Source organism: Oscillibacter sp. (genome assembly GCF_032060045.1).
Lineage (GTDB): Bacteria > Bacillota > Clostridia > Oscillospirales > Oscillospiraceae > Oscillibacter.
Genome location: NZ_DAMBZJ010000002.1, coordinates 175,619 through 190,498 on the forward strand (window position 1 = coordinate 175,619; position 14,880 = coordinate 190,498).

The 14,880-nt window shown below is 50.2% G+C and carries 18 protein-coding genes; 11 read left to right on the top strand and 7 right to left on the bottom strand.

From position 1 onward, the window contains the following. Positions 1-109: 109 nt before the first annotated feature. The 3 genes from RT018_RS01790 to RT018_RS15775 all read left to right on the top strand — a co-directional run bounded on the left by RT018_RS01790 (position 110) and on the right by RT018_RS15775 (position 2,393). Entirely contained in the window at positions 110-802 is a 693-nt protein-coding gene (locus RT018_RS01790) for an iron-sulfur cluster assembly scaffold protein (protein WP_312938836.1), read from the top strand. A 17-nt stretch (positions 803-819) separates the two neighbouring features. Continuing rightward, positions 820-1,818, top strand: coding sequence for a GGGtGRT protein (locus tag RT018_RS01795; RefSeq protein ID WP_312938837.1), 999 nt, complete (start codon positions 820-822; stop codon positions 1,816-1,818). A gap of 449 nt (positions 1,819-2,267) precedes the next feature. Further along, positions 2,268-2,393 (top strand): S-layer homology domain-containing protein, encoded by a 126-nt coding sequence (locus RT018_RS15775; RefSeq protein ID WP_397354670.1) that lies wholly within the window; start codon positions 2,268-2,270, stop codon positions 2,391-2,393. Between the two features lie 390 nt (positions 2,394-2,783). Here RT018_RS15775 and RT018_RS01805 read toward each other — a convergent pair whose 3' ends face one another. The 4 genes from RT018_RS01805 to RT018_RS01820 form a co-directional block, all read right to left on the bottom strand. After that, positions 2,784-3,089 (bottom strand): hypothetical protein, encoded by a 306-nt coding sequence (locus tag RT018_RS01805; protein ID WP_312158937.1) that lies wholly within the window; start codon positions 3,087-3,089, stop codon positions 2,784-2,786. Then, positions 3,082-3,375, bottom strand: coding sequence for a type II toxin-antitoxin system RelB/DinJ family antitoxin (locus RT018_RS01810; RefSeq protein WP_312612900.1), 294 nt, complete (start codon positions 3,373-3,375; stop codon positions 3,082-3,084). Before RT018_RS01810 ends, RT018_RS01805 begins: the two co-directional genes overlap by 8 nt. 83 nt (positions 3,376-3,458) lie before the next feature. Next, the gene (locus RT018_RS01815) at positions 3,459-3,815 is read right to left on the bottom strand and encodes a tyrosine-type recombinase/integrase (protein WP_312612983.1); all 357 of its coding nucleotides are present in this window, start codon (positions 3,813-3,815) and stop codon (positions 3,459-3,461) included. Then, on the bottom strand, positions 3,772-4,272 hold the full coding sequence (locus RT018_RS01820; protein WP_312938838.1) for a hypothetical protein: 501 nt from the start codon (positions 4,270-4,272) through the stop codon (positions 3,772-3,774). The genes RT018_RS01815 and RT018_RS01820 overlap by 44 nt, the downstream gene beginning before the upstream one ends. 326 nt (positions 4,273-4,598) lie before the next feature. Here RT018_RS01820 and RT018_RS01825 point away from each other — a divergent pair, with 326 nt between their 5' ends. From RT018_RS01825 to RT018_RS01835, 3 genes are all read left to right on the top strand, one after another. After that, complete coding sequence (locus tag RT018_RS01825) at positions 4,599-4,925, top strand: transposase (protein WP_397358090.1); 327 nt, start codon at positions 4,599-4,601, stop codon at positions 4,923-4,925. A 207-nt stretch (positions 4,926-5,132) separates the two neighbouring features. After that, complete coding sequence (locus tag RT018_RS01830; RefSeq protein ID WP_312938839.1) at positions 5,133-8,318, top strand: DEAD/DEAH box helicase; 3,186 nt, start codon at positions 5,133-5,135, stop codon at positions 8,316-8,318. Between the two features lie 85 nt (positions 8,319-8,403). Then, positions 8,404-8,718, top strand: coding sequence for a hypothetical protein (locus RT018_RS01835; RefSeq protein ID WP_312158933.1), 315 nt, complete (start codon positions 8,404-8,406; stop codon positions 8,716-8,718). 289 nt (positions 8,719-9,007) lie between these two features. Here RT018_RS01835 and RT018_RS01840 read toward each other — a convergent pair whose 3' ends face one another. Beyond that, complete coding sequence (locus RT018_RS01840; protein ID WP_312612903.1) at positions 9,008-9,277, bottom strand: hypothetical protein; 270 nt, start codon at positions 9,275-9,277, stop codon at positions 9,008-9,010. Between the two features lie 324 nt (positions 9,278-9,601). Here RT018_RS01840 and RT018_RS01845 point away from each other — a divergent pair, with 324 nt between their 5' ends. Further along, positions 9,602-10,777 carry an IS110 family transposase gene (locus RT018_RS01845; protein WP_312938840.1) on the top strand — a complete coding sequence of 392 codons (1,176 nt, stop codon included), beginning with the start codon at positions 9,602-9,604 and terminating at the stop codon, positions 10,775-10,777. Between the two features lie 646 nt (positions 10,778-11,423). Further along, positions 11,424-12,716 (top strand): ATP-binding protein, encoded by a 1,293-nt coding sequence (locus RT018_RS01850; protein WP_312158930.1) that lies wholly within the window; start codon positions 11,424-11,426, stop codon positions 12,714-12,716. Between the two features lie 87 nt (positions 12,717-12,803). On the opposite strand, the gene RT018_RS01855 is transcribed toward RT018_RS01850, so the two are convergent. Continuing rightward, entirely contained in the window at positions 12,804-13,265 is a 462-nt protein-coding gene (locus RT018_RS01855) for a hypothetical protein (protein ID WP_312158929.1), read from the bottom strand. A 44-nt stretch (positions 13,266-13,309) separates the two neighbouring features. Here RT018_RS01855 and RT018_RS01860 point away from each other — a divergent pair, with 44 nt between their 5' ends. The 3 genes from RT018_RS01860 to RT018_RS01870 all read left to right on the top strand — a co-directional run bounded on the left by RT018_RS01860 (position 13,310) and on the right by RT018_RS01870 (position 14,116). Then, on the top strand, positions 13,310-13,465 hold the full coding sequence (locus RT018_RS01860; protein ID WP_312938841.1) for a sortase domain-bontaining protein: 156 nt from the start codon (positions 13,310-13,312) through the stop codon (positions 13,463-13,465). 80 nt (positions 13,466-13,545) lie between these two features. Then, complete coding sequence (locus RT018_RS01865) at positions 13,546-13,818, top strand: type II toxin-antitoxin system Phd/YefM family antitoxin (protein ID WP_312158926.1); 273 nt, start codon at positions 13,546-13,548, stop codon at positions 13,816-13,818. Beyond that, the gene (locus tag RT018_RS01870; RefSeq protein WP_312158924.1) at positions 13,802-14,116 is read left to right on the top strand and encodes a type II toxin-antitoxin system RelE/ParE family toxin; all 315 of its coding nucleotides are present in this window, start codon (positions 13,802-13,804) and stop codon (positions 14,114-14,116) included. Before RT018_RS01865 ends, RT018_RS01870 begins: the two co-directional genes overlap by 17 nt. Before the next feature lie 453 nt (positions 14,117-14,569). On the opposite strand, the gene RT018_RS01875 is transcribed toward RT018_RS01870, so the two are convergent. Next, the gene (locus RT018_RS01875) at positions 14,570-14,746 is read right to left on the bottom strand and encodes a hypothetical protein (RefSeq protein ID WP_397359515.1); all 177 of its coding nucleotides are present in this window, start codon (positions 14,744-14,746) and stop codon (positions 14,570-14,572) included. Positions 14,747-14,880 lie beyond the last annotated feature (134 nt).

Consider the following 14,880-nt stretch of genomic DNA (forward strand, 5'->3'; position numbering starts at 1 on the left):
TTTCCTTCCTTGACAGGTTAATCGTTTACCAGTATAATAATTGCGGAATTCAACAACAGAATCCCCCGGACCCGTCTGTTTTGAAAAACGCAGGAAAGGAAGCGTTCATATGATTTATTCCACCGAAGTGCAGCATATGTGCCCTGTGGCCAAGGGCGCGTATCACGGCCCGGCGCCCATCCCTCAGGAGGGAAAGTGGGTGCAGGCCAAGGAAGTGAAGGACATCTCAGGACTGACCCACGGCGTGGGTTGGTGCGCTCCCCAGCAAGGGGCCTGCAAACTGACACTGAACGTGAAGGAGGGTGTGATTGAGGAGGCGCTGGTGGAAACCATCGGCTGCTCCGGCATGACCCACTCCGCCGCCATGGCCTCTGAAATTCTGGTGGGCAAGACCATTTTGGAGGCGCTGAACACCGATTTGGTGTGCGACGCAATCAACACCGCCATGCGGGAGCTGTTTTTGCAGATTGTCTACGGCCGCAGCCAGACCGCCTTTTCCGAGGGTGGCCTGCCCGTCGGTGCGTCTCTGGAGGACCTGGGCAAGGGCCTGCGGTCCCAGATCGGCACCATGTTCGCAACCCGGGAAAAAGGGCCCCGCTATATGGAGATGGCTGAGGGCTACGTCACCCGCGTAGCGCTGAATCAGGACAGCGAGATTGTGGGCTACGAGTTTGTGAATCTTGGCAAAATGATGCAGTCTGTGAAAAAGGGCGTGGACGCAAACGAGGCGCTGGAAAAGGCCAAGTCTCACTACGGCCAGTTTGAAAACGCCGCCAAATATATTGACCCCCGCGAGGAATAAGAAAGGAGGACAGGAATATGGCTCTGTTTGAAAGCTACGAAAGAAGAATTGCAAAAATCAACGCTGTCCTCAAAGAGTATGGCATCGGCTCCGTGGAGGAGTGCCGCGAGCTCTGTCAGGCTGCGGGATTTGATCCCTATGAAATCACCAGAAGCATTCAGCCCATCTGCTTTGACAACGCCTGCTGGGCATACTGCGTGGGTGCAGCCATTGCGCTGAAAAAGGGCGTGGCTACCGCCGCCGAGGCCGCCGAAGCCATCGGCGTGGGCTTGCAGGCCTTCTGCATCCCCGGCTCCGTGGCGGAGGACCGCAAGGTGGGCCTTGGCCACGGCAATCTGGGCGCGATGCTGCTGCGGGACGAGACAAAGTGTTTCGCATTTCTCGCGGGTCACGAGTCTTTTGCCGCCGCGGAGGGTGCCATCGGCATCGTGCGCAACGCCAACAAGGCCCGGAAGGAGCCCCTGCGGGTCATCCTCAACGGCCTTGGCAAGGACGCAGCCCAAATTATCAGCCGCATCAACGGCTTCACCTACGTGCAGACCCAGTTTGACTACTACACCGGCGAGCTGAAGATTGTCCGGGAGGTCCGGTATTCCGAGGGAGAGCGAGCCAATGTCCGCTGCTTTGGCGCGGACGATGTGCGCGAGGGCGTGGCTGTCATGCACCACGAGGGCGTGGACGTGTCCATCACCGGCAACTCCACCAACCCCACCCGGTTCCAGCATCCGGTGGCGGGGACCTATAAGAAGGAGTGCAACGAGCAGGGGAAGAAGTACTTCTCCGTGGCCTCCGGCGGCGGCACCGGCCGCACGCTTCATCCCGACAACATGGGTGCCGGCCCCGCCAGCTACGGCATGACCGACACCATGGGCCGGATGCACTCCGACGCGCAGTTCGCCGGATCCAGCTCCGTCCCCGCCCACGTGGAGATGATGGGCTTCCTCGGCATGGGCAACAACCCCATGGTCGGCGCAACCGTCGCCGTCGCTGTTGCCGTCGCAGAGAGCAAAAAATAAGAAAAAAGCTGATTTCCGCAACTTTTTAAGGCATAATGAACCACCCGATTCCATGCGGAATCGGGTGGTTTTGGCGTTTTGTTTACATTTTGTCTACCAAATTTTCAGAAGCCAACAGCCGTGTTGGCGGATTGCATCTTAGATTCTGGTAATTTCTATGCTTTTTTAAGCTATCAAAAAGTATCCAGCAAATCCATAATCGTGGCATGGGGGTACCGGAGACTGTGGTAATCAAACTTGAAGATTGTCCTCCAACCGCCCTTCGATTGAATGGCGGCTGGATCGCATAAAGATGACGTGCTCTTTTACCTTGCATTCATTTATGCTTATTCCTCCTGTTAGTATACCGCTATGCACAGGAATTCCTCGGACTGCCCGCAGTGGCTTCAGGGAAGACTCTGGACGCTTTCCCGGACAGCAGATCCGTGGCAGCCTATGCGGTGCCCGCTATGACATGGGCAGTTGGTCAGGGCATCCTTAATGGCACCAGTGACGGAAAATTGAACCCCACAGGTTCCACGACTCGTGCGCAGTTCGCCGTAATTTTGAATCGCTTTGCGGCAAAACTGGGCTGAACGCTGAAATCCGCTTTCTGACGGCTGAATTTACCTGTTTTAATGCAACGGACCAGAGCTGTGGTTTTAGTATGATCAATGCACAGCAGCACAGTAATACGATGGTACTTCCCCTTCTGCTTGGCAATCTTAATACCGGACGAGACACAGGGGCCATGCTCTCCCCCAAAAACGACAGCCTGCATCGGTGCCAGCAAAACATCCAGTTGGGCGGCTCGCGGCGGGGGCAAGTAGAATACGTAAAAAAAATAAAAAAATGGCTGCATTCCGCAACTCTTTAGGCAAAAACAAACCACCCAATTTCGCACGGAATCGGGTGGCTTTGGCGTTTTATTTGCATTTTGTTTACCAAATTTTCAGATGCCGACAGCCTGTTGGCACAGAATTGGCTTAACCGCTTCTTTTGACCTCCATGCGACCATCCACAACAGCGTCCAGGTAGACAAGTTCTCCCTCTACCATAAACAACGCCTTGTACCACTTCGCAAAAAGGGCTTTACGGTACTGTCCCTCTGAAAGATTTAGATCTTCCTCTGAGGGAAATTGATAGGGATTCTCTTCCATGCGATGTAGAATATCTTCAAACTCCTGATAGAAACGCTTGGCGGCGGGAACACTGACGTGAGAAAGAAATTCAACATGGCGCAACAGCATTTGGTCGACACGCTTGGCAAAAACGATTTGATACTCAGCCATTTCGCTCTGCTTTCTCAATCAGTATTCGCATATCCGCAAGCACTTCCTCGGCGCTGCGTCCAACATAGCCCTGCACCCGATCTGTCTGAGCGGAAAGCAAGTCGGCATATACGGCGCAGCTGGAGTCCAAAGATAGAGAGAGCGGAACCGCCCGCTCCCGAACAATTTGTTGAAGAAACATATTTACAGCTCCGGTCATATTCATGCCAAATTGAGATAAGATTTTTTCTGCCTGACTCTTCAACTCGGAATCAACCCGGATACTCATGTTGGTATTACCCGGCATCGTACATCACTCCTTTTAAAATATTGTATTGCATAGTATGTGCAATGTCAATACGTTTTATGGCGGAAAAACCGGCTTCTCCGTTAAAAGGTATCGAGTAAAGCGGCCCCGTCCTCGGACATTTTGTCCGTGAGGTGCTGATAGATCTGCATGGTCACCTGAACATTTTTGTGTCCAAGCCGGTGCTGCACATACTTTGGAGAGGCCCCCTTTTCGGCCAGGATCGTGGCATGAGTGTGCCGAAGGCTGTGGTAATCGAACTTTTTAAACCCCAGTTCACGGGTGGCCACCCGGCTGACGTACTGCATATTGCGGCTGATGATATACGTGCCATCCGTCCGCCGCATCACAAGCTGTACCTCCTCACCCTCCCCGATTGTGTTGAACCGTTCATTTTTATCCCGATAGTTGCGGGTGTAAAGCTCTTCGTAAAAGGGCAGGAGCCTTGTCCTGACAAGCCTTTTTCCGTGTCAGGGCGTTTGCTACGTCTGCCGAGATCTCAATTGTTCGGGCACTGTTGTACTTCGGCGCGGAGAAGTACCAGTATCCCGCCGCGCTGGTCTTCCTAACCCTTTCGTGCCAGAGCATCCGCTTGTTGACAGTCAGTGTTTTTGCATCGAGGTCAATACAATCCCAGGTCAGGCCAAAGGTCTCCCCAATCCACAAGCCGCATTTGTATCCCAGCAGAAGCGGCAGATAGGAGCTGCTTCCCTCCGGAAAACGTTTGAAGATGAGTCCCATTTGCTCCGACGTAATATATACGTGGGGCGCACTCCGCGTTCTCACTGCGGCGACAGCCCTTGTGGAAGGCAGCTTCACATACTGGGCAGGACTGACCTGCAAGTATCGGAGCGGCTGCACGGCGTAGGCCAGACTTCCGGTCAAAATTCCTTTCAAGACCGCCAGCGTGTTGCGGCTGTACCCCGCATTAGGGCTTACTGAAAAACGGCCACCATTGATAATACTATAAAAATGGCCGTGAACGTGGTATCATATCTGTATAGTGAAAGCCAAAAAGCAGCGATTTTGGGGTGGCATTATGTACAGAAAGAGGTCCGAACAGCGACAACTGACAATGGAGGAATTTATGCTTCCCTTTGGCGGGCGGCTATCGGCGGAAAACCGGTGGGTTAAGAGAACAGCGTACTGCAACTGACTGGGCGGAGGAAATCAAATATCTTGTTGATGTTATGTATCCTAATGCTGAAAGAATTATACTCGTGATGGATAACCTGAATACGCATAAACATGACCTTGTTCCCGCGTTACACGCCGGAGATCTGGTTATCATGGATAATCTGCGCTGCCACAAGGTCAAGGGTGTAAAAGAAGCAATTCAACAAGCCGGCGCACAGGCGCTTTATCTTCCTCCGTATAGCCCCGATTTCAATCCAATTGAAATGATGTGGTCAAAGTTGAAAGCTGTTTTGAGAAAGGTCAAGGCCAGGACGGTCGACTCTTTGCTTGACGCTCTTCCTAAGGCGTTTATGGCTGTTTCTGTAAGTGATATCTGCGGCTGGTTTCGTGAAGCCGGTTATCCCCTATCTTAATTGGAATTGCTGTAGTTAGAATTTATAACGGCAAAAGCAGTAGCTTCCGCTACTGCTTTTTTGCGCTTGCTGCGATAGTTATTTTAAGAGCCAAACTCCTTAACTGCTCTGACTTTATTGACGATGCCTAGATGGTTCGATATAATAAACTAAGTGACGTTCTACACGTGTTCAACGTGAGTAATATCTCTGTATTGGAGAGAGACCATGCTAACTTCAAAAGAAATTCGATCTATGGCTGGAAATCAAGGTGTCTATGCGCGTGGCCTGCGCTACTATCAAACTGGCAAAGTATCCAACGTGAAGATCACGGACCACGGTGAGGGCATGGATGCTCCTGTTTTGGCAGAGGCAATCGTGCATGGGACAGAGCCCTACCACACCGCCGTAGTGCTGCAGGGCAGGAACAGACGCCCCAGCAGCTGGAATTGCAGTTGCCCGGCCGCAGGGCAGTATAGCGGCATCTGCAAGCACACCGTGGCGCTTTTAACCTATTTGTCCGAGAAGGGCTTTGGGGAAAACGATACACTCTGGGCTCCAAAAAAGAAGGCCACAGATCGAGAAGCAGCTCTTCTCATGGAGCGCTATCTGGAACAGGAAAAGTCCAGAACCGCTTCCCAGTTATCAGGAGAGGTTCAGTTAATTCTCATTCTCAATTTTAATCCCAATTATGGGAAGTCCTCGTTTCGCCTGAAAATTGGGCGAGAGAAGCTGTATCTGGTGCAGAATATAGAAAATCTGGTGTCAGATATCCACTTCCACAGCAAAAAACAGTATGGAAAGGACTTTGTCTGGAACCATGACCTGACTTCCCTGCGGGCTATGGACGTACCTCTGGTTCGGTTTTTGCAGAATCTCTACGAGGACAAGCCCTATTCTGCCGGATTTGGAAGGAACAGCACAGAGGTATCCGATGGCAGCTGGGATTCCTTTTGGAATGCCATTCAGGGGCGCGGTACCATTCTGCTTACGCAGCCAAAGGGCGAGAAAACAATTTCTCTGAAGGAGGAAAACCCCCGCCTGACTATCGAGTGTCAGCGTCAGAAGGACGGGGGCATGGAAGTTACGCTTCCGCAGATTGCGGTTAAACAGGGAAGAGAGCACCTCTACTGCCTGCAGGGAGATGTTCTCTATCGTACGGACAATGCCTTTCAGCAAGGCATGCAGCACCTTTTTTTACGTCCAATCAGGCAGCTTTACATTGCCCCTGAGCAAATCCCCCTGTTCTTTTCTACGGTTTATCCCGGAATTTCTTCCTTTGTAGAGTTTGTCGGGGATGCGGAACTGCTGGAGCAGTACCTGCCTCAGCACCCGGAGCTGAACTGCTATTTGGACAGTCCCTGTGAAAATACCATCTGCGCTCGCGTTGAATTCATCTATGGGCAGGAGACTGTGAATCCCTATGGAAAGACAACGCCCACGGCTCACCGCAGCTTTGGAGAGGAGATGGCGATTCTTTGTAAGCTGAACGCCTATTTTCCCCGCCAGGAGGGAGACGAGGTAATAGGGGAGTGGGAGGAAGAAGATTTCTATTCCTTCCTGACCGAGGTTCTTCCGGAGCTTTCTCAGCTGGGAGAGTTCTTCCTGTCGGATAAGCTTAAGCGGATGGCAAATCCCATCCACCCCCGGGTGAAGGTGGGGGTAAGCGTGGAGAACGATTTGCTCTCCGTACGGTTTCAGGTTTCAGAGTTTCCCAAGGTGGAGCTGGATGCCCTCCTTTCCTCCTACCGCCAACGGCGAAAATTTTACCGCCTGAAAAATGGGGAGTTTGTCAATTTGCAAAACAGCGGTCTGGAGGAATTGGCAGAGCTGGCGGAAACCATGGAGCTGTCACCCGAAGATCTGCAATCGGAACATTTCCCCCTGCCGCTGTATCGCAGCCTTTATGTGGATGCGGTGCTGCGTCGGCGAGATAACCTTGCCTATCAGCGGGATGAAGGCTTTAAAGCCCTGCTGCGCAACATGAAAAATGTAGAGGACAGCAGCGTTGCGGTGCCGGACAGTCTGGAGGAAATCCTGCGCAACTATCAAAAAACGGGCTTTCGCTGGCTGAGCGCCTTGGCAGGCAATGGATTCCACGGCATTTTGGCAGATGATATGGGGCTTGGAAAAACGTTGCAGGTACTCACGCTGCTGCAAAGCCACAAGGAGCAAACCGGAAGCCTGCGGGCGCTGGTTGTCTGTCCGGCTTCTCTGGTGCTGAACTGGAAAACCGAGGCAGAAAAGTTCTGCCCCTTGCTCCGAACGGTAGCGTTGGTGGGAACAGCCGCTGTGCGTCAGGAGGCCATCGCGTCCGGGGAGGGCGAGGTGCTTGTCACCTCCTACGACCAGCTCAAGCGGGATATTCTCCACTATAAGGGCAAGACCTTTGACTATGCCGTACTAGACGAGGCGCAGACCATCAAAAACGCCGGTACGCAGGCGGCGAAAGCAGCCAAATCCATTGTGGCAAAGCATCGCTTTGCCCTGACGGGTACGCCGGTTGAAAATCGCCTGTCGGAGCTCTGGAGCATTTTTGATTTCCTCATGCCGGGCTATCTCTTTACCCACAAAAAGTTTAAGAACGACTATGAAATCCCTGGGGTGAAGCACGGTGACAAGAAGGTTCTGGAGCGGCTGCGACTGCTCACCGCACCCTTTATGCTGCGGCGGATGAAGGCACAGGTTCTCATGGAGCTGCCGCCCAAGGTGGAGACGGTGCGGCTGACAGAGCTGGAAGGAGAACAGAAAAAGCTCTATGCTGCCCAGCTTGCGCTGGCGCGGGGAGAGCTGGCCGATGCCATGGAATCCAATAACAAGCTGCAAATTCTTGCACTGCTCACCAGATTGCGGCAGATCTGCTGTGACCCGTCTTTGTTTTTGGAGGACTATCATGGCGAGAGCAGCAAGCTGGAGCTGTGTATGGAGCTGGTACAGGAGGGAACGGATGGCGGCCACAAAATTTTGCTGTTCTCCCAGTTTACCTCCATGCTCCACCTGCTGCAAGAGAGGCTCGAACAGGCGAAAATTACATATAGTCTATTAGAGGGCGCGACCCCAAAACAACAGCGCCAGCAGATGGTGGAGAATTTTCAGAAGGGAAACACGCAGGTGTTTCTGATTTCCCTCAAGGCCGGCGGTCTGGGGCTGAATCTGACGGCGGCCGACATGGTCATTCTCTACGACCCGTGGTGGAATATGGCGGCAGAGCAGCAAGCTATGGACAGAGCCTACCGCATGGGGCAGACCAGCCGGGTGCAGGTTTACCGGCTGGTCTGCAAGGATACCATCGAGGAGGGGATTTTGGCGCTACAGCAGAAAAAGAAGGCTTTGGGCGAGGCCGTCATCAGTGAGGGCAACGCTATGCAGACCATGACGGCAGAGGATTGGAAAAATCTCTTCCGGGAGTTGTGAGCCAACGGAAGGACGTTCTGAAAATCATGAGCGGATTCCCATAGGGCTTTAGCACAGGCGTGATTTCGCCGCTGATAGCTGACAAATGAATGTTCCTCTGTCAGTAGCATTTTCCCGACTGAACATTGTTTTTCTTACCCGCGCAAAGTGCAAACAACTAAAAGCAACTGCTATAATGCCTCAAATTGAAGGCCCAAGCGGATATATGCGGGCGCAATATAAACGGATGGTTGAAGGCGAGCTTTCAACAGAACAATTACTTCAGGCAAAGGAAACGCTGTATTACTCCGATGAACGCTATATAAATGTTCGAGACGAGCTTAGTGGCATTGAAAGAGGAATTGAGCGATTTGAGCGTATGAAGTCGGCTGGTGCAGAAAAAATTTATTCTGCGGTTTAAACGGTCACAGTCGCGTCGAGCAATAGAATAACGGTCGAATTTCAGTAAGGCCACCGGATTTCCTATCCGGTGGCCTTTGATACTCTTGGAATGTAGGTCATGAATTCTTGCCCGCTCTATTTTGGACTTTTAGGCAGCAAAAACCACCATTTTTCAAACAAAGCAGTGGTTTTCGGAACTGGTATTGGAATTTGAAATGCCCAAGGTCTATTTTCTAATGTGGACGTGGAGCGGCTCACCGTTTTCATTTGACCAGAAAAAGACTTGATATCCGCCCACGCGAAACAGACTAGGCACAGTGAACCCCTCCCTGCTCCGCATAACGATACAGCAGGTGCGCATTGCTTTTTAAAAATTCATTAAAAAACGCGATTTCTTGTTGGGAAAAGCCGTCGTTAAACTTCCACTGATAGGAAGGCAGCAAACAGCGGGCGGACAGAAAACCGTCCTCGGTTGCACGCTCAAAATGAACCTCGACGCACTTTTGCCCATTTTCTTCAATCGGTTGAGAGTGGGTAATCTCCGTTTCATCGGCCAGTGTAATGTATGGATACATCATGAGAATAGCCCCCATTCCATATAAATATATGATATTGTCCGTCGAACTGCACAGGCAGTCCCCCGCTCAGCAATTCTTGTTCCTTGTATTATAGAGTAGTAGTTTATAAAGCCCCTCTCCAAGGGCTGTGCTACACTGTAGAGGATGCTGTGGATTGGTACAATTGTCCTACCACACAGATGGTTTAAGAAAGGTTCCAACCACAGCCCTTTGCAGGATTGTTAATCAGTTAAATACCGCCAGACGGTTTATGTGGAACAAGGTTACAAGAGCAAAGTACCCTGTGGATACAGCATCACAAATTTACCGCTGGAGGGTTTTATTATGATTTCTGTTGGAATCGACGTTGCCAAAGACAAGCACGACTGCTTCATCATCAGCTCGGAGGGCGAAGTCCTCGCAGACGTGTTCACCATCCCAAACAGCGTGGATGGATTTCACCGCTTGTTGGAGACAATCCAAAGCTGCTCATCCCCTCAAGACAAAATTAAAGTAGGGCTTGAGGCAACCGGGCATTACAGCTACAACCTGCTTGGGTTTCTTCTTGACAACGGTCTGGCCACCTATGTCTTGAACCCCTTACACACGAATCTGTACCGAAAGAGCCTCAGCCTCAGAAAGACCAAAACTGACCGGGTAGATGCGCGCACGATTGCGGCGATGCTTTTGTCCGATGTGGGCCTCAAGCCCTATACAGACACAGCTTACCACAACGAGGAGCTAAAGTCACTGACCAGATATCGTTTTGACAAGGTGAAGCAGCGCGGCCAGTTAAAGCAGTCTATTGCCAGATTGGTCTGCATCCTGTTCCCTGAGCTGGAGAAGCTGGTGCCAACGCTGCATCTGGCCTCCGTTTACGCCCTGCTGGAGGAATTTCCCGGAGCCAAACAAGTTGCCAATGCGCATCTAACGAGACTGAAAACGCTCTTGCAGGACGCATCCAAGGGTCGTTACGGAAGGGACATGGCGCTGGAAATCCGTGGTGCCGCCAGAGATTCTATTGGCTCTGTTATGCCGGCAAAATCTTTGGAGTTGCGGCATACCATCCATCTTATCCATGAGCTGGACGGCGAGATTAATGAGATTGAATCTGAAATACAGACCATCATGGAAGAAATGCATTCTCCCGTCACCACCATCCCAGGCATTGGCACTCGGATGGGGGCCATGATTTTGGCCGAAGCCGGTGACCTCTCTCGCTTTGACTCTCCGGACAAGCTGCTGGCTTACGCCGGACTTTCACCATCTACATACCAATCCGGCCAGCTCAAAAACTGCTATGCCCATATGGAAAAGCGAGGCTCCAGATACCTGCGCTACGCCATCTTTAATGCCACCAAATACGTCTGCCATTGGGATCCGACCTTTGCTGCCTACCTCGCCAAAAAGCGGGCAGAGGGCAAGCACTACAACGTTGCCATTTCTCACGCTGCCAAAAAACTGGTGCGTCTCATCTACGCCTTGGAAAAATCCAGAGAGCCTTACCGCTCAGCAGCGTAATTTCTCTTCATAGCCCGCATGGCGTCTTACTAGACGTCTGCTTTGCTATACCCTTTTTGAACTATCTGTTCTTTGTCCACCATCCGCTAGTTCAGGCTTGACTTCTAATAGTTAATCTTTCTTAGAATGTATCATATTGCGGGCAAAAATACAAATCAATTTTGAATGACAGTGGTATTACTTAACCGTATTTTACTTGAAATTCATTTTGACATGGGCAGTTGCTCAGGGCATTCTTAATGGCACCAGTGACGGAAATTGAACCCCACAGGTTCCACGACTCGTGCGCAGTTCGCCGTAATTTTGAATCGCTTTGCAACAAAACTGGGCTGAACGCAGAAATCCGTTTTCTGACGGCTGAATTTGCCTGTTTCAATGCAACAGACCAGAGCTGCGGTTTCATGAACACGTGTTCGCCATATGGTTTTGTCTTTCAATGCCAGCGAAGGTACAAGACACCTTGAGTGTATATTTGATTTCAAAAGAAGTCTTTAGCTTTGTTAGATCCCGGCCGGCCGGCAAGCAGGCGCAGATGGATTGGGGTATCTGCCAGCGGAACATTATCTGCAAATTAATTATAATATGACATATTTTTATTGACTTAATTGTATGACATGGTTAAAATGATGGATGGAGGTGATTTACTGTGAGGCGAAAAATAGAGGCGCAGCTTTTGGCGTGGAAAGAAAAGAGAGCGGGGCGGATGCCGCTCATCGTCAATGGAGCAAGGCAGGTCGGCAAGACGTATATCCTTCGTCAATTTGGTGAAACACACTTTAAGAACGTGGTCTATGTCAATCTGGAGATAAATCTGGCAATCGCATCCTATTTCGGCGATAACATTATGCCGGAAAAGCTTCTGCGGTATCTGGAATCTTCCGCCGGGGAAAAAATTATTCCCGGTGAAACGCTGATCATATTTGACGAAATTCAATCCTGCGAACGGGCGCTTACATCTCTCAAGTATTTTTGCGAAGAAACGCCGGAGTATCATATTGCTGCCGCAGGAAGTTTGCTTGGCGTCGCCATTAACCGACAGCATTATTCCTTTCCCGTAGGGAAGGTGGAAACCTTGACGCTTTACCCATTGGATTTTGAAGAATACCTTTGGGCGCGGGGCAAAGCCCTTTTGTGTGAGGAGGTTCGTAAGGCGTTTGTAAGCATGTCTCCGCTTCCAGACGCATTGCATCAGGAAGCCACGGATCTATATCGGGAATATCTGATCGTAGGCGGAATGCCCGCCTGTATTAATACCTTCCTGAAGAGCGGAAGTTTTCTGGATGTTCCGTTGGTCCAAAACGAGATTCTGGACAACTATATTGCCGACATGGCAAAGTACGCCAATAGCGGAGACAGCGTGAAAATCCGCGCCTGCTATAACTCGATTCCGGCGCAGCTGGCAAAGGAAAACAAAAAGTTTCAGTATAAGGTCGTACAGAAGGGCGGCAGCTCCACCCTGTTCGGAGCGTCAATTGAATGGTTGAACCTTGCGGGCGTCGTTCTCAAATGTCAACGGGTCACAAACGCGACAGAGCCGATCTCCGTCTATGTGGACTTATCCGCGTTTAAGTTGTATATGGGAGATGTGGGGCTACTGGTTATGAAGTCCGGCATTTCTCAGCAGACGGTGTTGTCAGGCAACGGAAATATTTTCATGGGGGCTGTCACAGAAAATTATGTTGCACAGCAGCTTGTAGCAAAAGGCTATGACCTTTTTTATTGGGAGAGCAGCAGTACTGCCGAGCTGGATTTTGTTCTGCAAAAGGGAAATCAGATCGTCGGGATGGAGGTTAAGAAAGGCGAGCATGTCCGCTCCAGAAGCCTCAGTGTTTTCGTAAATGCCTATAAGCCCGCCTACTCCATTCGCCTGTCCTTGAAAAACTTTGGGGAAAAGGATGGCGTAAAATCCGTTCCCCTTTATGCGGCATTTTGCGTTTAACATCCACGGTAAACGTACTGAGATTGCTCCAGAAGTCTGGGCTCGTGGATGCGCAGACGACGGCATAAGAGCAGGGGCAAACCCACACTACTGCATAACCATGGTGTCATCAGGGCTTCCGTCCCAACCGATACACTGTTTCTGCTGATCGGCAGAGAGGTCGCTGAATCGGTTCGCGTCGATAGTCTGCTGCTCTTCCTGATCAGCCTGAGTCTGCGCATCGTCTTGAAGATGCTGGCGATAGCAATCGATCATATAAGTCGTGACCGACAATCCGCTATTGCTGACCTTAGATTGGTTATTGACTTTACAGTTGTAAACGCTGTTGTGATATGTGATTTCCACATCCAACCACGCCGCTTGCCCTCCCTGAACACTGGTAAGATACGATGCCAGACCACCCTTTAATGTGCCGCTGATCGTGACGACATAGAAGCCGTCACTATATCCATCATCGATCCCGTAGGTAATATTGGATAAACAGTATCTGACCATGTCTCCAATGTCAATATCACTGCTTCCACCCCAAGTGGAAGTTTCGACATCCATGATCGGCGTGTAGTTATCCCCAGTGACATAAGCTGACCAACAAGTTGGGAACCCGAAGCTATACCGTCCATTCCGTGCGCAAGGTGTCCGTCAATGATGTGTCTGTGCTGAATGATACCGGCGAGAACATTGTAACGCTGATTACCTGTGTCAGGAATCAGCCGGATTACTTCTGGTGCGTGCAGGCGAGGGCAAAATAATGAATTGTAAAAATTCTGATGCCCGATTGCATAACTATCGCACTTCTGATATAATACTATCAGGGAAAGGAGGAAGCGTTATGACAATTAAACCGTCTACGGCATTACGCAATGAGTACCCACAAATTTCAGAGCTTGCGAAAGTATCCGGTGAGCCGATTTTCATTACCAACAAAGGCGAAGCAGATGTAGTTGTTCTCAGTATGGAAGCCTTTGAAGAACGGGAAAAAATGTTCCGCCACCGCGATATGATTTATGCTGCTGAGATTAGCAGATTGAACGGCGAACCCACCTACACGGCAGAGGAAGTAGATACGAGAATGGAGGAACTGTTCCGTGCCTACGAAAACTAAGCTGGTCTATCTGACTCCGGCGATGCAGGATTTTGAAAGCATCGTCAAATATCATATTACTGAAGTCGGCACAACATCTGCCCGCAAGATTTATCGGACGATGAAGGATCCCATTGACAAGTTACGGGATTTTCCGCTCATGGGGCAGATGCACCCAGACCCTTTGTTGGCATCAGACAATTATCGAAAACTGGTGCTGACAAAAACCTACGTTGCTGTTTATAAGGTCATTGACGGAACGGTTTATATTTACCGAATTGTTAACGGCACAACAGACTATCCGAAACTCCTTAAATAACCATTTGCTACATCCGCCCTGATTTGTTTCAGGACGGATTTTTTTGACCCAATTACAGGACGGTGATATACTCATGGTACACAGTAGAGATAGGTTAGACAAAGGATTTAGATTACGCAGCCGAGAGGTCTTACTGTCTGTGATTGATATCGTACTATGAGCGCGGGGATGTATCCTAACCTGATGACTGACAGAAAGGATACAATTAATTTTGCAATAAAACACGAAAAAATAACAAATACTGAGCAATATTGAAACTAATTCTGTAAAAATTGCTGCCTCGTCTTTTCAATTTGTCCACGCTTTGTTTACCAAAACGCAAAGTCCATCCTGCCGGGCAGACGCGGGTGAAGGGACAGCGAGCGATAATTGTTAAATCTAAGAGCATATAGCAAGTCGGCTCTAACGCCCTGACAGATACTCTTGCACAACGGATAGCTTTAACACTGTTGACTATTTTGAATTGGGCATGCCCTGTTCCCGCAGATGGCGGGACATCAGTTTCATCAGGCTGGATTTGCCACAGCGCCGGATACCGGTGATGATTTTCACCGGTTCGGTATCTTGAAACGCAATCAAACGATTTAGATACAAATCGCGGTTGTGCAGAGCACCTGGACTTTTTTGCATAGCATCCACATCCACTGTAAACGCAGCACAAAAATTAAACTACGTCAAATTTGTGCTATCAAGAGCACAAACTTTTTAAGGCCGGTTGTAAGATGAAGTTGGACACTTGAATAGAAAAATCCATAGTGATTTTC